The 22655-nt window shown below is 73.8% G+C and carries 18 protein-coding genes; 11 read left to right on the top strand and 7 right to left on the bottom strand.

What is annotated here, in order from left to right; translation table 11 throughout:
• Positions 1-893 precede the first annotated feature (893 nt).
• On the bottom strand, positions 894-1676 hold the full coding sequence (locus ABD811_RS40820; RefSeq protein WP_344958586.1) for a hypothetical protein: 783 nt from the start codon (positions 1674-1676) through the stop codon (positions 894-896).
• 116 nt (positions 1677-1792) lie between these two features.
• Between ABD811_RS40820 and ABD811_RS40825 the strand changes: the two genes are divergently transcribed.
• Positions 1793-2722 carry an aldo/keto reductase gene (locus ABD811_RS40825; RefSeq protein WP_344958588.1) on the top strand — a complete coding sequence of 310 codons (930 nt, stop codon included), beginning with the start codon at positions 1793-1795 and terminating at the stop codon, positions 2720-2722.
• Positions 2723-2728: 6 nt separating this feature from the next.
• Here ABD811_RS40825 and mtnA read toward each other — a convergent pair whose 3' ends face one another.
• Positions 2729-3760, bottom strand: coding sequence for an S-methyl-5-thioribose-1-phosphate isomerase (gene mtnA, locus ABD811_RS40830; protein WP_344958591.1), 1032 nt, complete (start codon positions 3758-3760; stop codon positions 2729-2731).
• Between the two features lie 869 nt (positions 3761-4629).
• On the opposite strand from mtnA, the gene ABD811_RS40835 reads away from it, so the two are divergent.
• The 3 genes from ABD811_RS40835 to ABD811_RS40845 are packed head-to-tail and all read left to right on the top strand — an operon-like array spanning position 4630 to position 9883.
• The gene (locus tag ABD811_RS40835; RefSeq protein WP_344958593.1) at positions 4630-5073 is read left to right on the top strand and encodes a hypothetical protein; all 444 of its coding nucleotides are present in this window, start codon (positions 4630-4632) and stop codon (positions 5071-5073) included.
• On the top strand, positions 5070-6593 hold the full coding sequence (locus ABD811_RS40840) for a DNA polymerase Y family protein (protein WP_344958596.1): 1524 nt from the start codon (positions 5070-5072) through the stop codon (positions 6591-6593). The genes ABD811_RS40835 and ABD811_RS40840 overlap by 4 nt, the downstream gene beginning before the upstream one ends.
• Positions 6590-9883: an error-prone DNA polymerase gene (locus ABD811_RS40845; protein WP_344958598.1), complete on the top strand. Its 3294-nt coding sequence runs from the start codon at positions 6590-6592 to the stop codon at positions 9881-9883. Before ABD811_RS40840 ends, ABD811_RS40845 begins: the two co-directional genes overlap by 4 nt.
• 2 nt (positions 9884-9885) lie before the next feature.
• Here ABD811_RS40845 and ABD811_RS40850 read toward each other — a convergent pair whose 3' ends face one another.
• A complete protein-coding gene (locus ABD811_RS40850) occupies positions 9886-11841 on the bottom strand; it encodes a protein kinase domain-containing protein (protein ID WP_344958600.1) in 1956 nt (651 codons plus the stop codon).
• A gap of 331 nt (positions 11842-12172) precedes the next feature.
• Between ABD811_RS40850 and ABD811_RS40855 the strand changes: the two genes are divergently transcribed.
• Positions 12173-13672, top strand: a complete 1500-nt coding sequence (locus tag ABD811_RS40855) for a polysaccharide deacetylase family protein (protein ID WP_344958602.1) — start codon at positions 12173-12175, stop codon at positions 13670-13672.
• 4 nt (positions 13673-13676) lie between these two features.
• On the opposite strand, the gene ABD811_RS40860 is transcribed toward ABD811_RS40855, so the two are convergent.
• Positions 13677-14603 (bottom strand): Ppx/GppA family phosphatase, encoded by a 927-nt coding sequence (locus tag ABD811_RS40860; RefSeq protein WP_344958604.1) that lies wholly within the window; start codon positions 14601-14603, stop codon positions 13677-13679.
• 117 nt (positions 14604-14720) lie between these two features.
• On the opposite strand from ABD811_RS40860, the gene ABD811_RS40865 reads away from it, so the two are divergent.
• Entirely contained in the window at positions 14721-15167 is a 447-nt protein-coding gene (locus tag ABD811_RS40865) for a PH domain-containing protein (RefSeq protein ID WP_344958606.1), read from the top strand.
• A gap of 50 nt (positions 15168-15217) precedes the next feature.
• The gene (locus ABD811_RS40870) at positions 15218-15733 is read left to right on the top strand and encodes a DedA family protein (RefSeq protein ID WP_344958608.1); all 516 of its coding nucleotides are present in this window, start codon (positions 15218-15220) and stop codon (positions 15731-15733) included.
• On the opposite strand, the gene ABD811_RS40875 is transcribed toward ABD811_RS40870, so the two are convergent.
• Positions 15700-16614: a ribokinase gene (locus ABD811_RS40875; protein ID WP_344958610.1), complete on the bottom strand. Its 915-nt coding sequence runs from the start codon at positions 16612-16614 to the stop codon at positions 15700-15702. The two genes, ABD811_RS40870 and ABD811_RS40875, sit on opposite strands and share 34 nt — an antisense overlap.
• 55 nt (positions 16615-16669) lie before the next feature.
• A complete protein-coding gene (locus ABD811_RS40880; RefSeq protein ID WP_344958611.1) occupies positions 16670-16921 on the bottom strand; it encodes a hypothetical protein in 252 nt (83 codons plus the stop codon).
• Positions 16922-17020: 99 nt separating this feature from the next.
• Between ABD811_RS40880 and ABD811_RS40885 the strand changes: the two genes are divergently transcribed.
• From ABD811_RS40885 to ABD811_RS40900, 4 genes are all read left to right on the top strand, one after another.
• The gene (locus ABD811_RS40885) at positions 17021-17701 is read left to right on the top strand and encodes a hypothetical protein (protein WP_344958614.1); all 681 of its coding nucleotides are present in this window, start codon (positions 17021-17023) and stop codon (positions 17699-17701) included.
• A gap of 11 nt (positions 17702-17712) precedes the next feature.
• Positions 17713-18939: a TPM domain-containing protein gene (locus ABD811_RS40890; protein WP_344958616.1), complete on the top strand. Its 1227-nt coding sequence runs from the start codon at positions 17713-17715 to the stop codon at positions 18937-18939.
• A gap of 85 nt (positions 18940-19024) precedes the next feature.
• Positions 19025-20218 (top strand): hypothetical protein, encoded by a 1194-nt coding sequence (locus ABD811_RS40895; RefSeq protein ID WP_344958618.1) that lies wholly within the window; start codon positions 19025-19027, stop codon positions 20216-20218.
• A 123-nt stretch (positions 20219-20341) separates the two neighbouring features.
• Complete coding sequence (locus ABD811_RS40900) at positions 20342-21889, top strand: alkaline phosphatase D family protein (RefSeq protein ID WP_344958621.1); 1548 nt, start codon at positions 20342-20344, stop codon at positions 21887-21889.
• Between the two features lie 96 nt (positions 21890-21985).
• Here ABD811_RS40900 and ABD811_RS40905 read toward each other — a convergent pair.
• Positions 21986-22655, bottom strand: a 670-nt coding sequence (locus tag ABD811_RS40905) for an FG-GAP repeat protein (RefSeq protein ID WP_344958623.1), incomplete at its 5' end; no start/stop codon positions are given.

A 22655-nucleotide genomic window follows, 5' to 3' on the forward strand; every position in this document is an offset into this window, starting at 1 on the left:
TTCCCCACGGCAGGGTCGACGGGCGGCACACGGGCGCCTTACAAGGCCGGATCAGGACGCCGTGTACCGGCCGCCACCAGCCGCTGGGCGACGGTGCCCCGGCCGCAGCCAGGACCAACGCGCGGCACGCCGCCACCTTCACAAAGCCGGACCAGGCGGCCATGTCCCAGCCGCCCGAGCCGCTACACGACAGTGCGCACCCTCCGCAGACAGGGCCGATGACCGCACGCTCCCGCCTTTACGAGGCAGGGCCCGGCGGCCGTGTGCCGGCCGCCACCAGCCACCGCATGACGGTGCCCCGGCCGCAGCCAGGAGCAGCGCGGCGCGCGGGCGCCTTCACAAGGCCGGACCAGGAGGCCGTGTGCCGGCCGCCACAAACCGCCGCACGACGGTGCCCGGCCGCAGCCAAGACCAACGCGCGGCACGCCGCCGCCTTCACGAGGCGGGGCCCGGCGGCCGTGTGCCGGCCGTCATGAGCCGCCGGGCGACGGTGCCCGGCTTGCCCGCAGGCAGGGCCGACGGGTGGCGCGCTGCCGCCTTTACGAGGTGGGGGTCGGCGGTCGTGTGCTTGCTGTCATGGGCCGTTGGATGACGGTGTGCGGGCGTAGACGGGGGCGATGGGTGGCGTGCGGACGCCTTCCGGGGGCCGGGTGGTCGTGTCTTGGTCGTCTCGAGTCGGCGTGAGGTGGGCCTCGTCGGGGCGAGGAGAGAGGCCTGGGGCGCCGCGGGCGGGAGCACGCGCACTGCCCCCGGACGCGGCCGCGCGCAGCGGTGGCACCACTGGCAGGCATGGGGAGGCCGACGGGCGAGGTGCGGGAGACTGTTTTGCGGGGGCGGCGTGGGTTTTGGGCCAGGTCTGGGGCGGTGCTTTTGGTGAGGGTGGCTTTTCCTGGCTATGCGGGGAGTTTTTCGGGTTGGGTGGTGGCTCTTGCGGTGGCCAGGGCGCGGAGGGCGCGGCCGGCGTCGGCCATTTTGGGTGGGGCGGCGGTTGCGCCTTCGAGGTAGGCGGTGCAGTGCCGCAGCCAGTCGCGGAGGGTGTTCTCGCAGCGGGTCTGGTTGCGGCGGGCTCTCAGCAGGGCCGCGTGACGCTGCTCGTGGCGGACGCGCTCGGCGACGTCGTGGTCGGCGGCCAGGGCGCGGACGTCGTCGATGGAGTAGCGGCCCAGTTGGTCGGTGCCGAGTTCGCGCTCGACGGCGATGCGTTCGAAGACGTCCTTGGGCCAGTCGAGGATCGTGGCGGCGCCGCGGGCGTCGACGGTGTCGAGGAGCGGGCCCTTGCGCGTGGCGACGACGGAGGTGATCGTCTCGGGGGTGAGGGCGTCCAGGTCCCGCAGCAGGTAGACCGGGTTGCCCTGGTAGCGGCTGATCACGGAGAGGTCGCCGCGGGCGACGAGGATCTCGATGTCGGCCCGGTCGACGTCGAGGCCGACCCGCAGGGCCAGCCGGGCCGCGGCCTTGGCGGCGCCGATCGGCGGCTGCTCGCCGAAGGCGGACAGGATCTGCGGCCTGCGGTCGGTGCAGCGCTCGGCCAGTTCGGCGGACCAGCGGCGTCCGTCGAGGTCGGGCTCGGGCAGGAGGCCGTGCTCCCGGGCCAGGCGCAGTTGCCAGGCGGTGATGCCCACCAGGGCGGCGAACTGGCGGAAGGCGTAGTGCGTGCGAGGGGTTTCGGGACTCATGAGAACTCCTTTCGTTGCCGTGAGTACATCGTTCGCCACGGACGGCGAAGAAAGAAGTAGAACCCCATTCTGTGGATAAGTTTTCGGTGGTGATCGGCGTGCAGGGTGGAGGCGTGATGCGAAGGCTGGGTTTGGGGCTGGCGGCGTTGGGACGGCCCGCGTACATCAACGTGGGGCGTGGTGACCAGTTGCCGGATGGGCGCGGCGTCGAGGAGATGCGCGCGGCCACGTGGGATGTGCTGGACACCGCGTACGAGGCCGGGATCCGGTGGGTGGACGCGGCGCGGTCCTATGGGCTGGCCGAGGAGTTCCTCGGTGGGTGGCTCGACGCGCGGGGGCATGACGACGTCGTAGTGTCGAGCAAGTGGGGTTACGCCTACGTCGGTGGGTGGCGCATGGACGCCGACGTCCACGAGGTCAAGGAGCACAGCCTGGCTCGTTACCGGGCCCAGTACGCCGAGACCCGTGGCCTTCTGGGGAAGAGGCTGAGCGTCTACCAGGTGCACTCCCTGACCCATGACAGCCCGTTGTTCAGCGACGTGGCCCTGCTGGCGGCGCTGGCGGAGGCGGCGGATGAGGGTGTCAGGGTCGGGTTCTCCACGTCCGGGCCTCGCCAGGGCGACACCGTGCGCAAGGCGATGGAGCTCGAGGTGGCGGGGCGGCGGTTGTTCAACGCGGTGCAGTCAACGTGGAATCTGCTGGAGCCGTCCGTGGGGGACGCGCTGCGGGAGGCGCACGAGGCCGGGGCTCATGTGCTGGTGAAGGAGGCCATGGCCAACGGCAGGCTCGCCGTCCAGGCGCCGGAGGTGGTGCGTGATGTGGCGGCCCGGCATGGGGTGGGGCCGGACGCGGTCGCCCTTGCGGCGGTGCTGGCGCAGGAGTGGGCCGGAACCGTGTTGCTGGGGGCGGTGAGCCCGGCGCAGTTGGAGTCCAACCTGGCGGTCGCCACGGTGTCGCTCGGGCAAGAGGAGCTGGCGGAGGTCATGGCGTTGGCCGTACCGCCGGAACAGTACTGGGCCGAGCGTTCCGCGTTGCCGTGGGTCTGACGGCGGTCAGCGGGAGGCCCCGTGTTGGGGCGTCGCACCGGAGGAGACCTCCAGCACGCCCGTCTCGGTCACCAGGGCGCTGACGAGCTTCGCCGGGGTGACGTCGAACGCCGGGTTGAATGCGCGGGCGCCGTCGGGGGCGGCGCGTGTGCCGTTCCAGGAGAGGATCTCCTCGGGGGCGCGTTCCTCGATGGGGATGTCTCCTCCCGAGGCGGTGTTCAGGTCGACGGTGCTCCAAGGGGCGGCGACGACGAAGGGTATGCCCGCCTCGGCGCAGGCCAGGGCCACGCTCACGGTGCCGACCTTGTTGGCGGTGTCGCCGTTGGCGGCGATCCGGTCGGCGCCGACGACGGCGGCGTCGACCAGTCCGCGCAGGATGGTGGCGGGCGCCGCGCCGTCGGCCTGGATCAGGTAGGGGATGCCTGACTGCTCCAGTTCCCAGGCGGTGAGGCGCGAGCCCTGCAGTAGGGGGCGTGTCTCGTCGGCGTAGACGACCTCGATGCGGGCGCGGGCGTGCAGTTCGCGGACGACTCCAAGTGCCGTGCCCCAGCCTGCGGTGGCGAGGGCTCCCGCGTTGCAGTGGGTGAGGATGCGCAGGGGGCGGTCGGGGGTTCGGGCGAGGATCCAGTCCGCGCCGTGCCGCCCTATGGCACGGTTGCCGCGCACGTCCTCGTCCAGTAGGGCCTGCGCTTCGGCCACGACGGCGTCGAGTCCCTTGGGCACATGGGGCAGAACCCGGTCGACGCCGGCGGCGAGGTTGACGGCCGTGGGGCGGGCGTCACGGATTCGTTCGATGGCGGCGTCGCGGGTGGCGTCGTCCCAGTCTTCCCGTTCGGCCTGACGGATGGCGATGGCGACGCCGAACGCGCCCGCCACCCCCAGGGCGGGGGCACCGCGCACGGTCAGGTTTTGGATGGCGGCCACAAGGGTGTCGACGTCTCGTACGTCGAGGTGTTCCAGCCGGTGGGGCAGCACCGTCTGGTCGATCAGCCGCAGCCCCTGCCCCGTCCACTCGACGGCCTGTACGTCATGCGCCATGGCCGCAGCATACGAACCGCAGGGGCCGGGACGCGATCGCCGCCTTACCGCAGGGGTCCCCTCCCCTGTGTTTCTTGCCCGCGTCGGGTCCGTCGTCTCGGTGGTTGTGCGCAGGCGGGCTGAGGGGTGTGACACGGGGGCGGGCTCTGTTGCCTGGCGCGGCGCTCCGGGCGCCGACGGGCCGGCGTCCGCCATCGTCCGGCGTTCGGTCGTTTCACCGGCCGGGGATGTTGGCGTGGGCGTAGGGATTCGGGAGGGCTGGGGGGATGCCGGCAGGGCGGTCGGGTGAAGGAATTTTGGGGCGGGGCTCTGGCCGCGGGAGGGCCTATGGCGCCGGGGGTTGCGCGGTGGGGCCGGGCGGCACGGGGATGCGGTGTGACCTGGGATAACTTGACATGCATCGAACTTGTGTTCGACATTGGTGGCGGTGATCCGGGGGCGCGCGATCGTGGGCGGGAGGGACCGTGGCGGAGTTGGCGTCGGTGCGGTCCGGGGCCGTCGAGCACCCGGCGGCGGGGGGCGCGCCGTCGCAGGACGGGCCGCGGGCGGATCCGGGGGCTTCCCCGGTGGGGGCCCTGCGGAGCGCCTACGTGCGGCCGACGGGGGCGCAGGAGGCGCCGCTGACGCACGCGGCTGCGCCTGCGTCCGGGGCACCGGATGGCTGGGCGGGCGTGCGGCCTGGGTCGGCGGTGTCGGCGGAGACGGTGCCCGTGCTGCCCGCGTTGCGCGATGTCGTTCCCGGCGGGGGCCTGCGGGCGGGGTCCGTTGTGGGGGTGGACGGATTCGCGTCACTGGGTGTTGCGCTGGTCGCGGGGGTGTCGAAGTACGGGGGTGTTGAGGGGCAGGGCGGTTGGTGCGGCGTGGTGGGCATGCCTGACTTCGGGGTGCTGGCGGCCGCGGGGATGGGCGCGGAGCCCGAACGGCTGCTTCTGGTGGACGAGCCCGGTGAACGGTGGCCGGATGTGGTGGCGGCGCTTGTCGAGGCCGTTGATCTGGTGCTGTTGCGCCCCCCGGCGGTCCCTTCGGGCGCGGCTGTGCGGCGGTTGTCGGCGCTGGCCCGCAGGCACGGCTGTGTGCTGGCGTTGTCGGGGCCGTACGGGCGTCAGTGGCCGGGAGTCCAGTTGCGGTTGCGCGTGGCCGAGGCGGAGTGGGCGGGCGTGGGTGACGGGCACGGTCTGCTGAGTGCGCGTCTCGCCCGTGTGGTGGCCGAGGGGCGCGGGGGCGGGCGCAGCGCCTGGGTGTGGTTGCCCGGACCGGACGGGACGGTGACCGCCGAGACGACCATGCGGCCCGCCCTGGAGGTCGTGGGATGAGCCGGGTGCTGGTGGTGTGGTGTCCGGACTGGCCGGTCACGGCGGTGGGGATCGACGCCGCGACGCCGGGGGCCGTGGTGGTGGAGGGCCGGGTGGCGGCGTGCAGTTCCGCCGCGCGGGCCGCGGGCGTGCGGCGGGGGCAGCGGATTCGGGACGCGCAGCGGCGCTGTCCGGACGTGGTGGTGCGGGACCGCGACAGCGACGCCGAGGGGCGACTGTTCGAGAGCGTGGTCGAGGCGGTGGCCGAGCTCGCTCCCAAGGTGGAGGTGGTGCGCCCGGGGTTGTGCGCCGTCCCGGCGCGTGGCGCCGCTCGTTTCTATGACGGCGAGGAGTCTCTGCGGCTGCTGGTTCAGGACGCCGTGGTGGAGGCGGGGTTCGACTGTGGCGTGGGCATAGCGGACGGGTTGTTCGCCGCGGAACTGGCCGCGCGTTCTGGCGGGGGCGGGGTCGTGGTCCCTGCCGGCGGGGCGGCGGCGTTCCTGGCGCCGTATCCGTTGTCGGTGCTGGACCGGCCGGAGCTGGCCGACCTCCTGCAGCGGCTGGGCGTCCGGACGCTGGGGGCGTTCGCGGCGTTGCCGTCCGGGCACGTGGCGGGGCGGTTCGGGGCGGACGGGGCGCTGGCGCACCGGCTGGCACGGGGTGAGGAGCCGCGTCCGGTGGCGCCGGCGCCCGCGACCGCCGACCTGTCGGTCCGGGAGGAGTTCGATCCGCCCGCCGCGCATGCCGAGCAGGTGGTGTTCACGGCCAAGCGGCTGGCCGCCGAGCTGCACGAGGGAATGGCCGCGGGCGGGCTGACCTGCGTGCGGCTGGAGGTGACGGCCGGGTTCGCCGACGGCGGCGTCCTGCGCAGGCTGTGGCGGCATGACGGGGCGCTGTCGGCGCTGGCGGTGGCCGAGCGGGTCCGGTGGCAGTTGTCGGCCTGGCGGGCGCCTGAGGAGGCCGTGGACGCCGTGTGGGGAGGCGTCGCGTGGTTGGAGCTGGCTCCGGACCAGCTCGTCCCGGACGAGGGCAGGCAGGAGGCGCTGTGGGGGCGGTCCACGGTGACCGAGCGCATCGCGCGGGCGGTGGACCGGATCCAGGCGCTGCTCGGCCACCGGGGCGTCACCCGGCCCGTGGTGACCGGCGGCCGGGGTCCGGGTGAGCGGGTGACGCGGGTACCGGTCGGTGACCTGCCTCCGGCGGGCGTTCCGGACGGTCCGTGGCCGGGGCGGATCGGGGGCCCGGCTCCGGCGGTGGTCCCTCCGGTGCCGCGTTCCGCGGCGGTCACGGACGCCTCGGGTGAGGCCGTGGGGGTGTCGGCGCGGTGTGCGGTGTCGGCGCCGCCCGCGCATGTCGCCGTGGAGGGCGGCAGGGCCGAGCGGGTGACGGCGTGGACGGGGCCCTGGCCCGCGACCGAGTACTGGTGGGACGCCGAGCGCGCGCGGCGTCGGGCCCGGTTCCAGGTCGTCACGGCGGAGGGACACGCCTACCTGCTGGCGGTGGAAGGGGGTCGCTGGCATGTGGAGGCCGTGTACGAGTGAGCGGGGCGGACGGCGTGGGCTGGAGTAATCCGCCGATTCCGTGGCGCGAGTTCGAACGGCGGTTGTCGTGGGGGCAGGAGAGGCCGGCCGCGCAGGCTCAGGCGGCGCCGGTGCGGACGGCGGCGAGGGCTGTGCGGCCTGCCGCCGTCCCGTGGGCGGAGCTGCACTGCCACTCGTCGTTCAGCTTCCTGGACGGGGCGAGCGACCCGGCCGCTCTGGTGGCGGAGGCGGCGCGGCTCGGGGTGGAGGCCATGGCGCTCACCGACCACGACGGGATGTACGGGGCGGTGCAGTTCGCGCAGGCGGCGTCCGAGGCGGGCATCGGGACGGTGTTCGGGGCAGAGCTGAGCCTGGGGCTGCCTGGGCCTCAGACGGGTGAGCCCGATCCGGCGGGCCGGCACCTGCTGGTGCTGGCGCGAGACCCGGAGGGTTACGCGCGGCTGTGTTCGTCCATCACTGCGGCGCAACTGGCGGGCGGGGAGAAGGGGCGGCCCGTCTATGACGTCGAGGCGCTCGCCGACGCCCACGGCGGTCATTGGGCCGTGCTGACCGGGTGCCGCAAGGGGGCGGTGCCCGCCGCGCTGCAGCGGCAGGGGCCGGAGGCCGCGGAGCGGGAGCTTCGCGGGCTGGTGGACATGTTCGGCCGGGGCAATGTGTTCGTCGAGCTGGTCGACCACGACCATCCGGACGACGATCCGCACAACGACGCCCTGGCCGAGCTGGCTGCCCGTATGGGCGTGGCGGCGGTGGCGTCCAACAACGTGCACTTCGCGGCGCCCGGCGCGGACGCGCGGCTGGCACAGGCCTTGGCCGCCGTGCGTGCGCGGCGCAGCCTGGACGACATGGTGGGGTGGCTGCCCGCCAGTGGTACCGCGCATCTGCGCGGTGGGGCGGAGATGGAGGTGCGGCTCGCGCGGTTCCCCGGGGTGCGTGAGCGCACTGTGGAACTGGCCCGGGAATGCGTGTTCAACTTCGCCGTCGTGGCGCCGCGCCTGCCGGACTGGCCCGTCCCGGACGGCCACACCGAAGCGAGCTGGTTGCGGCACCTGGTGGCGGAGGGGGCACGGCAACGGTACGGGCCGCCCGAACGGGAACGCACCCCGGGCGCGTACGCCCAGATCGCCAAAGAGCTGGACGTGATAGAGGAGCTGGGCTTCCCCGGCTACTTCCTCATCGTCCACGACATCGTGGAGTTCTGCCGTAGCCGCGACATCCTGTGCCAGGGGCGGGGCTCGGCGGCCAACTCGGCGGTCTGCTACGCGCTCGGCATCACCGGGGTGGACGCGGTGCGGCACGGGCTGTTGTTCGAACGGTTCCTTTCCCCTGGGCGCGACGGGCCTCCCGACATCGACCTGGACATCGAGCACCGTCGCCGTGAGGAGGCCATCCAGTACGTCTACGACAAGTACGGGCGCGAGTGCACCGCGCAGGTCGCCAACGTCATCAGCTACCGGCCGCGCATGGCCGTACGGGACGCGGCGCGCGCGCTCGGGTTCTCTCCTGGGCAGCAGGACGCCTGGTCGCGGGGCATCGATCCGCGTGATCCGGTCGGCGCGGAGGCCGACATCCCGGAGGCGGTGACGGAGCTGGCGCAACGCATGCTGACGTTGCCCCGGCACCTGGGCATCCACTCGGGGGGCATGGTGATAGCCGACCGGCCCGTCGGGGAGGTCTGCCCCATCGAGTGGGCGCGGATGCCCGGCCGCAGCGTCCTGCAGTGGGACAAGGACGACTGCGCGGCGGCGGGGCTGGTCAAGTTCGACCTGCTGGGGCTGGGCATGCTGGCCGCCCTGCACGACTGTTTCGACCTGGTGGCCGAACACCACGGCGAACGGTACGACCTGCAGTCCATCCCCCCGGAGGACCCCCTGGTCTACGACATGCTGTGCGACGCGGACACCGTCGGGGTGTTCCAGGTGGAGTCGCGGGCGCAGATGGCGACGCTGCCCCGGCTCAGGCCGCGCGAGTTCTACGACCTCGTGGTGGAGGTCGCGCTGATCAGGCCCGGCCCCATCCAGGGCGGTTCCGTCCACCCGTATCTGCGGCGCCGCAAGGGCGACGAGCCCGCCGAGTGCCCGCATCCGCTCATGGAGAACGCGCTGGCGCGCACCCTCGGCGTCCCGCTGTTCCAGGAGCAGATGATGCAGCTGGCCGTGGACTGCGCGGGCTTCTCCCCCGCCGAGGCCGACCAGCTGCGGCAGGCGATGGGCGCCAAGCGAGCGCCGGAGCGGGTGGAACGGCTGCGGGAGCGGCTGCTGAGCGGCATGGCCGAGCGGGGCGTCCCCGCCGACATCGCCGAGGACGTCTACGAGAAGATCCTCGGTTTCACCGGGTTCGGGTTCCCCGAGTCGCACGCGCAGAGCTTCGCGCACCTGGTGTATGCCAGCGCCTGGCTCAAGCGGCACTATCCCGCGGCGTTCACGGCCGCGCTGGTGCGCAACCAGCCGATGGGCTTCTACACACCGCAGTCCCTACTGGCCGACGCCCGCCGCCACGGGGTGGAGGTAAGGGGCGTGGACATCAACGCCAGCGGCGCGCACCCCACCCTGGAGGAGCTCGTGCCGGTGCGGTCGAAGCATCCGCATGCGCCCAGCGCACCGCAGCCCGCGATCCGCCTGGGGCTGTCAGGCATACGCAACCTGAGCGAGGACACCGCCGAGTCCATCGCCGCAGGCCGCCCCTACGCGAGCATGGAGGATCTGGCCCGGCGCGTCCCCCTGTCGGCGGCGGCACTGGAGGCTCTGGCCACGGCCGGGGCGTTCGACTGTTTCGGCCTGACGCGCAGGCAGGCCCTGTGGGCGGCGGGCGCGCTCGCCGGGAGCGGCCCCGGCCAACTGGAGGGCGCCACCCCGGGAACGACCGCCCCGGCACTGCCCGCGATGACTCCCGTGGAGGAGACCTTGGCGGACCTGTGGGCCACGGGGGTCTCCCACACTCATCCCATGGCGCACGTGCGGGAAGCGTTGGACGAGCTGGGCGCGGTGCCCTCCGAGGGGCTCCCGCAGGTGCCCACGGAGACCAATGTGGTGGTGGCGGGCCTGGTCACCCACCGGCAACGCCCCCCGACGGCTGGGGGAATCGTCTTCATGACGCTGGAGGACGAGACGGGCATCATCAACGTGGTGTGCCCGCCGGCGGTGTTCCAGCGGCACCGGGGCCTGGCGGTCGACTCGCAGGCGCTGCTGGTGAACGGGCGCCTGGAGCGCGCCGACGGGGTCACCAACGTCCGCGCCACCCGGCTGCGCCGCCTTCCCGTCCCCGGCCGCGTCCACGCCCGCAACTTCCACTGAGCCTAGGACCAGTCGGGGTGCCCCAGGGAGGTGGCGTTGGGGACGATGCGCTGGTCGCCGGAGCCGTCCGAGCGTACGGCGCGCAGGCGGGGCTCGGCGTAGCGGCCGCTGACGTAGGCGATCCACGTGCCGTTCCGTGACCACGTGGGGTCCATGTCGTGTCCGGCGCCGGTGGTGACGCGGTGGGCGCCGGTGCCGTCGGCGTTGGCCACCCAGATGTCGGCCTGGGGGTAGGCGCCGCGCGTGTAGGCGATGCGCCGTCCGTCCGGGGACCAGGCGGGGTCGACGGCGCGGACGCCGTCGCCGGTGAGCCTCGTCCACGGCTGGTCGGGGTGCCGCGGGTCGAGCGTGTAGATCTGCTCGGTGCCGCCGCGCTTGCTCCAGAACGCCAGCCGCCCCGTGGCCGACCACGCGGGGTCGTCCTTGTCGGCGGGGTCGTCGGTGAGCCGTGTCGGCGTCGCCTCGCCGACGGTGATGACGAAGATCTGCGCGACGCCGTTGTCGCGGCCCATGAACGCCAGCCGCCGGCCGTCCGGTGACCAGGTCACGCGCCCGCCCGATATCCGGTCGGTGACCTTGCGCGGATCGCTGCCGTCGGCGTTCATCACCCACGCCTCGGTGCGGCCGCCGCCCGACCGGGTGAACGCGATCCGCCTGCGGTCCGGCGACCATACGGGGAGCGTGTCGCATCGCGGGCCGTCCGCCAGCGTCGTGGGGGCGGCGGCGCCGGGGACGTACGTGCCGATGTCGCCGTGGCATGTGCCGGGCCACCCTGGCTGGGCGTCGACCCTGACGAGCATGGGGTCCTTCGGCAGCGCCCCCGGGGTCGCCGCCCCGGTGTCGGACGCGCCGTCGTCGCCGTTCCCGACCAGCAGCACGACGCCTCCTGCGGTGATGGCCGTCACGAGCGCCGCCAAGCCCGCGAGTACGAAAGGACGCGTTGAACGGCGCCGAACAGGATGCCCCTGGGTCTCCCTCGTGACCGTCGCCAATTCCCTCGGCGCAGCTACCGCCGCTTCCCGCTGCGTTGCGGGGGCGGTTGGGGTGGCGGTCGCCGGTTCATGGAGGGTTGCGGGGGCGCGCCAGGATTCGTCGATGGTCGTGTTGACGTCGGCTTCGGTGCCGGTGCCGCCGGTGAGGGACAGGAGGAGGTCGCGGGCGCTGGGGCGGTGTGCGGGGTCCTTGGCGAGGGCGCCGCGGACGAGGCTCGCCAAAGGTTCGGTGAGCACGCCCAGGTCGGGTTCGGCGTGGACGGCGCGGGCGGCCATGAGCTGGAACGAGCCCTGCCCGTAGGGGTTGCGGCCGTTGGCGGCGTAGGCGACCAGGCAGCCCCAGGCGTAGACGTCGACGGCGGGGGTGGCGCGTTGCCCGAGGATCTGCTCGGGCGCGATCCAGCCGGGGCTGCCGATGACCTGGCCGGTGCGGGTGTGGGACGCGGCGGCGTCCAGGGCGCGGGCGATCCCGAAGTCGATCACGCGCGGGCCGGAGATGGACAGCAGCACGTTGCTGGGCTTGAGGTCGCGGTGGACGAGCCCGGCGGCGTGGATGCCGACCAGGGCGGCGGCCACGCCGACCGCGACGCCGTGCAGCATGCCGGGCGACAGCGGGCCGTTGTCGGTGACGTGACCCAGCAGCGACGGGCCCTCGATGTACTCGGTCACCAGGTAGGCCACGCCGTCGTCCTCGCCGTGTTCGAGGACCTGCGCGGTGCAGAACGCGGCGACCCGCTCGGCGTTGCGGGCCTCGTCGCGGAAGCGGGCGAGGAAGGCGGGGTCGCCGGCCAGCCCGGGACGCACCACCTTCACCGCGACCGGCCGTCCGTCCGGGCCGCGGCCCAGGTAGACCGCGCCCATGCCGCCCTCGCCGATCTTGGCTTCGATGCGGTACCGGCCCACTCGGGGCGGCAGGTCCGGCCGGGTTTCCCCTAGGTCCGCGCCAGGGGTCGGCGGGCCGTCCATGGCGATCCCCTTTCACCGCCGGGTGGCCTCCGCGAGGCCCGCCCTCCGCCGCCGGGACCCGCGGGGAGCTGCCGCCACGCGGGCGGCTCGGGTCCTCCTGTGCTCACGATGGCAGACGCGCCGCCGAACGGCCACCCTCCGGCGCAGGTCAACGCTTCGTCAAATCCCGGCCCCCGCACCTTAAAGATCCGCCGGGTTCCCCGCACCCAGCCGTTTAATCGCCCATTTCGGCATTAACCTGGCACGTCGGCTCTGAGGCGAGCTCGCCAGAGTCAGGGTGCGGCCACCGTCGTCCACACCGTCCAGCGTCGCCTACGGAGGGAGTGCTCTGTTGTCCTGGACGCGCCGGCGGCTGACCGGCCTACGGCACGGTGCCGCGGCGACGGTGCTCGGGGCGGTGTTCCTCGCCGGATGCACCGCGCAGCCGAGCAGGCACGTGACGGCGCCCGAGGGCTCCATCACCACGATCCGCAGCACCGACCCGGCCGCGGTGCCCGGGATGACCACCGTGACGCGCCTCCAGCGGGACGAGCGCCACCGGGTGTTCACCGGGTACCCGAACGTCCCCGGCGCGCCGGAGCTGACGAAGGCGCTGGCCGCCGCCGTGGACGAGGAGGTGGCCCCGTTCGACTCCGCGACCGCCCGCACCGCGCCGTTGCCCGCCGGGGACGTGCCGGAGCTCAACGTCCAGTGGTCGCTGACGGCCGCGTCGGGCGACGTGGTCGGGGTCCGGCTGGTGACGTCCCGGTTCCTGGGCTCCACGGGGGGCGAGTCGCGGCGCACGCTGTGGTACGACGGCGCCACCCGGACGGTGCACCCGTCCGCCGACCTGGTGAACGGGCCGCACGGGCTGGCCGCGCTGGCGCAGCGGGTCCGCGAGCACGTGGGCAGCCAGGCCAACCCCGCGCGGGTCCGGCCGGATCCCCGGCTGTTCTCCTCCATGGGCTTCAACGCCGAGGGCGACCTGGTGGTGGAGTTCAGCGACTACGCCATCGCGCCCGGGACGGCCGGACGGGTCGCCGTTGTGCTGGACGGCGCGGAGTTCGGACCGCTGCTGTCGGACTTCGGGCGGCGCGCGCGCCAGGCCGCCCTGGCCTACCGGCCGAAGCTGGCCTTGCGTCGGGGGGCGTCCGGCGGCCCGTCCCCCACCGACCTCCCGTCCCGCGCGCCGAACCTGGGCCCGCAGTCGGCCACGCCGCTCCCGCCCGTGGACTGCCACCGGGCCAAGTGCGTGGCGCTGACGTTCGACGACGGCCCCGGGCCCTACACGGGGCGGCTGCTGGACACGCTGGCCGCCCACGGAGCCCGCGCCACGTTCTTCGTGGTGGGCGGCAACGCCGTCGTCCATCGCGACCTGCTGCGCCGGCAGGTCGCCGAGGGGCACGAGATCGGCAACCACACGCAGAACCACCGTGACCTGGGACGCATGCCCGCCCTTCAGGTCAACATGGACGTCCAGGGCACGCAGCAGATCGTGCGTGGCGCCGTGGGACGCGCTCCGAGGCTGCTACGGCCGCCGTACGGCTCGACCAACAGCACGGTGGGGCGGGTCGCCGCGTCCCTGGGGCTGGTGCAGGCGACGTGGGACGTCGACGTCCACGACGAAACCACGAGCGACCCCCGGGCGATCGCGGACCGCACCGTGTCGTCGGCCCGCCCGGGCGCGGTCATACTCCTGCACGACACTCGGCGCCCGACGGTGGAGGCCGTCCCGCGCATCCTGAACCGGCTCGCCCGGAAGGGCTATCGGTTCGTGACCGTCTCGCAGCTGATGAGCGGGCTCCACGTGCCCCCCGGAGGGATCTTCGGCGGACACGCCAACGGACGCTGAGCCCTCAGCCGGTGATCATGTCGAGGCGGCGCAGGATGACGCCCTCGCGCAGCGCCCAGGGACAGATCTCCAGCTCCGCCAGGCCGAACAGGTCCATCACGGCGTCGGCGACGATCGCCCCCGCGGGCAGCAGCGGCGCCCGTTGCTCGGACACGCCGGGCAGGTCGGCCCGCTCGTCGACGGTCATGCGGGCCAGCTTCTCGGTCCACTCGACCAGGTCGGCATGGTGCAGCAGCCGCTTGGCGTAGGGGCCCTCCGACGTGGGGGCGGCCCCGGTGATGCGGGCCAGCTGCTTGAACGTCTTGGAGGTGGCCACGGCGTGGTCGGGCGGCCCGAACCGCACCACGTCGCCGACCCGGCGGGCGATCTCGGCGCGGACGTGGCGGCGCAGCGCCCGCAGCTCGTCGGGGGACGGCGGGTCGGCGGACAGGTGGTCGCGGGTGAGCCGCCCGGCGCCCAGCGGCAGCGAGATCGCCACGTCCGGGTCCTCGTCGATGCCCGCCGCGATCTCCAGCGAGCCGCCGCCGATGTCGATCACCAGCAGGCGCCCGGAGGACCAGCCGAACCAGCGCCGCACCGCCAGGAACGTCAGCCGCGCCTCGTCGGGGCCCGACAGCGCGCGGATGTCGACGCCGGCCCGCGCGCGGATCCGGGCGAGCACCTCCTCGCCGTTGACGGCGTCGCGCACGGCGGAGGTGGCGAAGGCGACCAGGTCCTCCACGCCCTTGTCCTCGGCGACCTGCAACGCCTCGTCGACGAACTCGTTCAGCAGGGACTCGCCCTCGTCCGACAGGCGGTCGCCGTCCAGATGGGCGGCCAGCCGCAGTTCCTCCTTGTGGGAGAAGGCGGGCAGAGGGCGTGCCCCTTGATGGGCGTCCACCACCAGGAGATGCACGGTGTTCGAGCCCACGTCCAGCACGCCGAGTCGCATGCCCAGACGCTATCGGACGGATGCGCCGCCCAATCGCACGGATCATGCGTTTCGTCCCGTCGCCGGAGCCCGCCGTGGTGCGGTGGCGGGTGCCGGAGCGTTGCTACCGTGACCGGTGTGAACGAGGAAGGCGGGGCGCCGCGGAGCTGGCGGGTGCCGCCGGTGCACATCGCGGTCAAGGCGGGGGCCGCCGTGGTGGTGGCGACGCTGGCCGCGGTGTCGTCCGGCGACCGGCAGTTCCTGCTGCTGGCGGGGGTGGCCGCCTTCGGGCTGGCCGCGCTCGCCCTGCGGGACGTCCTGGCGCCGGTACGGGTCGCCGCCGACGCCGAGGGCGTGACCGTGGTGCGCGGGTACGCGGGGAGGCGCCGGCTGGCCTGGCCCGCGGTGGCGGCGATCCGGGTGGACGAGCGGCGGCGCCTGCTGCTGCACACCCGGCTGCTGGAGATCGAGACCGCCGACGACCTGTTCCTGTTCAGCTTCTTCGACCTGGGGGCCGACGTCCACGACGTGGCGGCCGACCTGGAACGGCTCCGGAGACGCGCCGCATCCCGCCCCGATGGTTAGGCTTACCTAAGAGACCGTGCGCGGCGACCGGGAGGAGGCACGGGGACGCGATGCGTGACTCCTTCCTGGGCATGCCGCTGTGGCTCGCCGTCATCGCGTCCGTGCTCATCATCTTCGTGCGCGGCCAGGCGTACTACTGGATCGGCCGCGGGGTGGGGCCGCGCGTCTACGCCTCGCGTGTGGGGCGGCGGGTCGGCGAACACCGCCTGCGCCGCGTCGAGGATCTGGTGTCCCGGCGCGGGGCGCTGGCGGTGTTCGCGGCGCACTGGGTGGCGGGGCTCCGGCACGCCATCCCGATCTGCGCGGGCGTGACCCGCATGCCCATGCCCCGCTACCTGGTGGCCTCGGCGCTGGGGTCGTTGCTGTGGACGCCGCCGTGGGTGGTCGGCGGGTACGCGGTGGTGTGGGGATGGCTGGAGGTCTTCGGACGCTCACCGCTGGCGGCGGCCGGCCTGGCGGCCGTGCTCGCCGTCGCCGTGGGCGCGCTGGTGGCCGTCCGGCGGCGCCGCCGGCGCACCGGCCGGGACGCCGATCAGAGCGGCAGTTCGTCGTCCGCCGTGGGGTAGGAGCTCTGCGCGCCCGGCTTGCGGACCGCCGCCGCCCCCACCCGCGCCGCGTAGCGCGCGGCCTCGTCCAGGGCGTCCCCATGGGCCAGGCGCAGGCACAACGCGGCGGTGAAGGCGTCCCCCGCGCCCGTGGTGTCCACGACCTCCACCTTGGGGGACGCGACGGAGACCACACCGGACGCGTCCGCCGTCAGCGCGCCGTCCCCGCCGAGTGTGATGACCACCGAACGGGGGCCGCGCTCCAGCAGCGCCTCGGCCATCGCCGAGGGGGTCTCGAACCTCTTCTCGCTGCCGCGTCCGAGCAGGAACGCCGCTTCGTGCTCGTTGACCACCAGCGGGTCGCACAGCGCCAGCAGCTCGCCCGGCACGGGGGCGGGCGGGGACAGGTTCAGCACGACGCGCGCCCCGGCGTCCGCGGCCGCCCGCGCGGCGGCCAGGACGGTCGGCACGGGGGTCTCGAGCTGGAACGACACGACCGCCGCCGAGGAGATCATGTCGCGTGCCGCGGCGACGTCGTCCGGGGCGAGGCGGGCGTTGGCGCCGGGCGAGACGATGATGCTGTTGTCGCCGTCGGGCCCCACGGTGATGAGGGCGACGCCGGACGGGCCGGGCGTGACGAGCAGGTGCTCCAGCCGCACCCCCGCGTCGGCGAGCGCCCCGCGCAGGAACTCGCCGTGCCCGTCGTCGCCGACCCGGGCCAGGATGCCGACCCGGCCGCCGAGCCGCGCCGCGGCCGCCGCCTGGTTGCCGCCCACGCCGCCCGGATAGGTGGCCAGGTCGGACCCGAGCACGGTCTCGCCGGGCGCCGGGCGCCGCTCGACACCGACGACCAGATCCGCGTTGACCGATCCCACCACGACGACGTCGAACTCCTTCGACACCGCACCCTCCTCGCCACCGAGCCGTACGAACGTGGGCTCAAGCTTGCCACCTCGGTCAGGTGCCGGGATCGCAGGGTCGCAGGGACGCCAGGTCCACGACCTCGGACAACTCCTCGACGGTCGGGTAGTAGCCGCGGCCGACGCGGGCGCCTCCGTCGGTCACGAGGAACGCGCCCGGCGCCCCCGCGGGCACGCCGGCGGCGTCCGCCCACACCCGGTGGGCGCCGCTCAGCCGGACGGCGGTGACCCGTAGCCCGCCCGGGCCCGCCCAGCAGCCGCGTTCACCGTCCCCCTGATCTCCCCCCACGAGATCAACATTACTTTCAGTGATCACGCGAATACTTAGCGGGGTTGTGATAGAAGGGGCCGCTGAGGCCGGTGGGGTGATCGTCGTTAGACTCCGGACGTGCGGTGGTTCGCCTTGTTCGTGACTTTCGCGCTGGCCGGATGCGTTCTCACCGGCACGGCGCGCGCCGCCGCGCCGTCGCCGGCACCGACTCCGGCGAGCCTCGCCGACCGGCTCGCGCGGCTGCTGGCCGAGGACCCGATCCAGGTCACCGACCATGCCCCGCGGGCGCTGCCCTACGACGCGCACGAGCGGATCCGCGCCGCGGTGGCGCGCCTGGGGGTCCCGGCGTACGTGGTGGTGACGCCGAACTCAATGGCGACCTCGCCGAGGCACCGGGAGCTGATCGCGTCGCTGCACGACCGGCTCGGCAAGGACGGCATGTACATCGTCACCGATCCGTCCGGGTTCGGCACGGCGCGGCAGTTCGGTGGAACGCTGCCGGCCGATCGCGCGTGGACCGCGGCGTCCCTGCAGAAGGGACGGGACGAGGGGGCCGTGGAACAGATAGCGCGGTTCGTCGACATCGTGTCCGCGCCCGACGTGCAGCGCAGGATCGAGCAGGCCCGCGAGAGGGCGCGCGAGGACCGGTCCTCCGACGGCCCCAGCCGGAGCGACATCAGAGACCGCAAGGAGATGGCGGCGTTCGCGGCGGGCACCGCCCTGACCGGAGTGCCGCTGCTGGTGCTGTTGCTGCGCCGAGGGTCCCGCCGTAATCCGGCCCGGGCGGCTCGACGATGATCAGACGCTTGATGACGGTGCTCGTCGCCGCGCTGCTGCTCACCGGCCTCTGGGCGCCCGCGGGTCCCGCCATGGCGGCGCCACCGCCCGCGCCGCACGAGGAGGCCCGGTTCGCTCGGGTGGCGGCGGAGCTGGCCGAGGATCCGCTGTCCGTCGACATGTATCTGACGGACGCCCTCAGCCGGGCCGAGCGCAAACGGGTCAAGGCCAAGATGGCCGAGACGGCCGAACGCATCGGCGTTCCCGTGTTCGTCGTCGTCATGCCCAACTCGATGGACTCGGAGTCCTACGGGTACGACGACGCGTTCCTGTTCGGCCTGCGTGAACGGGTGCGACGCGACGGCCTGTACGTCCTCGTCGACGAGCACGGATACATAGAGGTTCTGCCGTTCCGCGTCCCGCGCGACATCCGCTACACGCCGAGGGAGGTTCGCTCCCCCGCCGACCTGGAAGCGCCCATGGCGGACGTGCCCGACCGGTTGCGGCGGCTGTTCGACACCGTGGCCTCGGCCCCGTCCGCCCCTGCCGGCACGCCCACCCTTTACAGCGCACCGCCGCCCTTCGGGCAGGAGGAACCGCCGTTGGAGGCCGAGTTCTGGGGGCCGTTCCTCACAGGGCTTCTCGCCGTCGGCCCCCTTGTGGCGTTGCTGCTGTTCGCGTTGGTCCGCGTCCCGACGGCAGGAATTCGCGCCCTGCGCGCGCGGCCCAGGACGCCACCCCGTAGGGAGACCAAACCCTCGGTGGGTTATCTGCGTACGCGCGCCGCCCGCGCACTCGGCGAACTGCGCGACATGCTGCCCGACTACGAGGAGTCCCCCGGGCACGCCTATGCCGCCCGTGCCTACGACGCCGCGCAGATCCTCTTCGACGACGTCGCCCAGGGCGCGGAGGACGCGGAGGACGCCGACGAGACCGTACTCGGCCTGGTGTGGGTGATCGTGCTGGCACGGCAGGGCCGGGAGGTGCTGGACGGGGCGAAGTCCCGCCCCTCGGCGCCGTGCTTCGTCAACCCGCTGCACGGGCCGTCAGCCGGGCGCCGCTACAACAAGGGGCACGGGACCCGCCCCGTGTGCGCGGACTGCGCCGCCGTGCCCCCGTCGTCGCTGGTGGACAGGGCGCTGCGAGTCCCCGGCGGCCGTCCCCACTACAGCGTCCCCGGGCGCTGGTCCAGGTTCGTGGCCGCGTCGCGCCGTCGCGAACTGCCCTCGGCCGTGCTGGAGTCTCTCGGTGTCGATTGAACACGGGTCGATTGAACACGGGTCGGTTGAACGTCTTCCCGGCGTCCGGAGCGCGCCGTCGCCCGGTGAACGGATCGCGGCGTCGTTGCGCAGATCGCCGATCTACGTGGACCCGTCGCTGGCGTCCGCCCTGCCGAAGGGGCGGCGGCAGGCGCTGCTGGCCCGCATGCGCCGGTCGCCGATCCGCGTCCACGTCGTGCTCGTGCCGCTGGTGAAGGGCGGCACCTGGGAGGACCCCGACCAGCTCCTCACCGTCGTGCACGACCGGCTCGGCCGCGACGGCGCGTACCTGTCCCTGGACGACTTCCAGGACCAGCTCGCGGCGCGGCAGTGGGGCGGCACGCCCGAACAGCAGGAGAACACCCGGTACGCCGCGCAGGTGCCGTTCTTCCTGGACGAGATGAAGGACGCGCCGCTGGCCGACCGGCTGATCCGCGCCGTCGACCTGATCGCGGCGGGCCGGGGCAAGGCCGAGTACGACGCCGCCACCGCGCACCTGGGCTGGCCGCGTCCCTCCGCCGGCCGCGGCGGCGGCCCCGTCGGCTCCGACAGTTCCTCCGGCAGGGGCGGCGACGACGGCGGCGGAGCGGTGCCTCTGGTCCTCGGGGCGGCAGGGCTGGGCGTGGCCGCCGTCGCCGGGCTGGCGGTGTGGCGGTGGCGGCGGACGGGCCGCGTCCCCGCGCCGTCGTCGCACCGGCTGCCGCGCACGGTGCTGGCCACCGCCCGGCGCGCGAACGAGGAGGAACTGCGCGAGCAGGCCGCCCGCGAGGTCGTGGCGTTCGGCGAGCTGCTGGACCAGACCGACGTCGACGCCTCGGCACCGCGCGTGCGGGCCCTGATGACCGAGGCGCTGGACGCCTACCAGGCGGCGGGCAAGGTGCTGGACGCGGCGCGCGGCCTGCCGGACCTGGCCGGGGTGCTCGTCCTGGTCGACCGGGGCTTGGACGCGCTGGCGTCGGCACAGTCGCTGGCGGACGGCGGCCGGGAGACCCCGGGCAGCCCGCTGTGCTTCTTCAACCCGCTGCACGGCGACTCGGCGGTCACCGTGAACTGGCGTCCGCTGGGCAGCCGCGAACGGCTGCGCGTCAAGGCGTGCCATGACTGTGCCAAGGCCGTCCGCGCCCGCCGCACCCCGCAGATGCTGCTCGACAGGGTGGACGGACGCGCGGTGCCGTACTACGAGGTCGACGCGGACGACAGCCTGTGGGCCCGCACGGGGTACGGGCAGCTGCGCGACGACCTCGTCCAGCGAGTACTGCGCGGCGACCTTCACCGGTGACCTCCCCCGGTGGGACGGGGCGGACACGGCCGGTGACACCCGGGGTTTCACCGGCCGTTGGGCTGCCGGTCGGACGATGCTCCCACGGCCCTCGAACACGTCGCCTGAAGTGGAGACGTGGACGTGACCCGCAGGAGTTTCCTGTCCATCGCGGGAGCGGCGACGGTGTCGGCTCCCCTGGCGCCTCTGCCCGCGCGGCGCCTCCAAAGCCGCGCCTTGACGGACCCGTTCGAACTCGGTGTCGCCTCCGGGGACCCCGCGCCTGACGGCGTGGTCCTGTGGACACGGCTGGCGCCGCGTCCGTTGGCCGAGGACGGTCACGGCGGCCTTCCCCGGCGGGACGTCCACGTGCAGTGGCAGGTGGCCGAGGACGAGCGGTTCCGCCGTATCGTGCGCGCGGGCCGTGCCACGGCCCGGTATGCCGACGCCGGAAGCGTCCACGTGGAGGTCGACGGTCTTCGCCCGGGGGCGGAGTACTTCTACCGGTTCCGGGCCGACGGGCACCTGTCCCCCACCGGCCGGACCCGTACCGCCCCCGCCCAGGGCGCGCTCACACCCGTGACGTTCGCGGCGGCCTCCTGCGCCAACTACGAGCAGGGCTACTTCACCGCCTACCGCCGCCTGGCCGAACAGCACCCCGACCTGGTGGTGCACCTGGGCGACTACATCTACGAGGGCGCGGCCAAGGACGACGACCCGATGCGCATCGTCCGCAGGCACACCGGCCTTAGCACGTGCCTGACGCTCGCCGACTACAGGCGCCGCCACGCCCAGTACAAGTCCGACCCCGACCTGCGTGCGGCCCATGCGACGGCCCCGTGGGCGGTGGTCTGGGACGACCACGAACTGCAGAACAACTGGGCGGGCGACAGCCCCGAAGCACGGGAACGGGCTTTCGTCGCCCGCAGGCGGGCCGCCGTACGCGCCTACTACGAGAACATGCCGCTGCGGCGTTCGTCCCTACGCGGCCCCGGACGGATCCGCCTCACGCGACGCATCCAGTGGGGCGACCTGGCCGTGTTCCACATGCTCGACACCCGGCAGTTCCGCAACGGGCAACCCTGCGACGACGGGTTGCGCCTCAACTGCGACGCACGGCTGAACGAAAAGCGCGTGCTCCTGGGTGATGGCCAGCTGCGCTGGCTCGACCAGGGGTTGCGCGCGTCACGCGCCCGGTGGAACGTCCTGGCACAGCAGGTCTTCCTGGCCCAGCGCGACCACCGGCTCGGCCCGGGGCGGGAGATGGCGCTGGACGGCTGGGACGGGTACGCCGCCGAACGCACCCGCCTGATGAACGCGCTCGTCTCGTCGGGTGCGCGCAATCCCGTCGTCCTCACCGGTGACGTGCACGTCGCCCACGCCAACGACCTGCTCGCCGATTTCGACGACCCGGACTCGGCGCACGTCGGGGTGGAGCTGGTCGCCACGTCCATCGCCAGCGAGGGAGACGGAGAACCCGACCCGTCCACCAACGCCGCCATCCGCGCCGAGAACCCGCACATCGCGCTCATCGACCAGCGTCGCGGCTACCTGCTGTGCAGGGCCGCCCCCGGTGAGATGACGGCGGACTTCCATGCGGTCCCCTACGTCACCCGCAGGGGCGCGCCCGTGTCCAGCGCCGTGCAGTTCACCGTTCACGACGGCGCGCGTTCGCTGGGCCGCCCCGCCTGACCCCTACCGCTTTCCGGCAGGGCCCGCCGGACGCCTCAGTTGCCCACGCGAGGCCGGGCATGAACGAGGACGGGCACCGGGTCGGCATGTGCTCGTTCAACCCAGCGCGTAGCCCAGCAGGCCGTCCGTCGGGATCGGGAGCGTTGCGAGGGACGAGCCGCCGGACACCACCGTGACGGCTCCGGCGAAACCCCGCGCCCCGGGTGCCCCCACGTACAGGGTCCGGTCGCGTATGAGCAGCGCCCACCCGAACTGGCTCCGGCCGCCCTGCTCGACGCGCAGGCCGCCCCGCTCCGACAACCCGCGATGACGCACGCCGCGCAACGTCCGCACGGCCCCCCGCCCCGGCGCCCCGATCGCCAGGTCCGCCACTGCGTCGCCGTCCAGATCGCCCGCCGCCAGCGCGGCGCCGAACTCGTCGTAGGCGCCGGGACGGCGCTGGGACACGATGGGGGCGCGCTGACGCATCGACGGCCCGTGCAGGACCTGCACCGCGCCCTCGGAGTGACCGGCCGGGGTGCGGCCGTCGTCCTCCCCCGGCACGCCGACGGCCAGGTCGTCGACGCCGTCATCGTCGAAGTCCCCGGCGGCCAGCGCCGCGCCGAAACGGTCGAACCGTTCGGGTGCGCCGTGCACGCCGGGCGTGGCCTGCGTGAGGCGCCGCGCGGCGCGGGTCAGCGGATCGAGGACGGTCACCGCGCCCTCGCCGTACTCCCCGTCGCCGGGCGCGCCGACGGCGACCTCCGCGCGGCCGTCGCCGTCGAAG

It is taken from the genome of Actinomadura miaoliensis (genome assembly GCF_039536785.1).
Lineage (GTDB): Bacteria > Actinomycetota > Actinomycetes > Streptosporangiales > Streptosporangiaceae > Spirillospora > Spirillospora miaoliensis.

Coding starts and splice junctions, on each gene's coding strand:
- ABD811_RS40870 (WP_344958608.1), top strand. CDS start 15,218: ATGCGTGACTCCTTCCTGGGCATGCCGCTGTGGCTCGCCGTCATCGCG.
- ABD811_RS40835 (WP_344958593.1), top strand. CDS start 4,630: ATGCCTGACTTCGGGGTGCTGGCGGCCGCGGGGATGGGCGCGGAGCCC.
- ABD811_RS40890 (WP_344958616.1), top strand. CDS start 17,713: ATGACGGTGCTCGTCGCCGCGCTGCTGCTCACCGGCCTCTGGGCGCCC.
- ABD811_RS40850 (WP_344958600.1), bottom strand. CDS start 11,841: ATGGACGGCCCGCCGACCCCTGGCGCGGACCTAGGGGAAACCCGGCCG.
- ABD811_RS40860 (WP_344958604.1), bottom strand. CDS start 14,603: ATGCGACTCGGCGTGCTGGACGTGGGCTCGAACACCGTGCATCTCCTG.
- ABD811_RS40825 (WP_344958588.1), top strand. CDS start 1,793: ATGCGAAGGCTGGGTTTGGGGCTGGCGGCGTTGGGACGGCCCGCGTAC.
- ABD811_RS40840 (WP_344958596.1), top strand. CDS start 5,070: ATGAGCCGGGTGCTGGTGGTGTGGTGTCCGGACTGGCCGGTCACGGCG.
- mtnA (WP_344958591.1), bottom strand. CDS start 3,760: ATGGCGCATGACGTACAGGCCGTCGAGTGGACGGGGCAGGGGCTGCGG.
- ABD811_RS40820 (WP_344958586.1), bottom strand. CDS start 1,676: ATGAGTCCCGAAACCCCTCGCACGCACTACGCCTTCCGCCAGTTCGCC.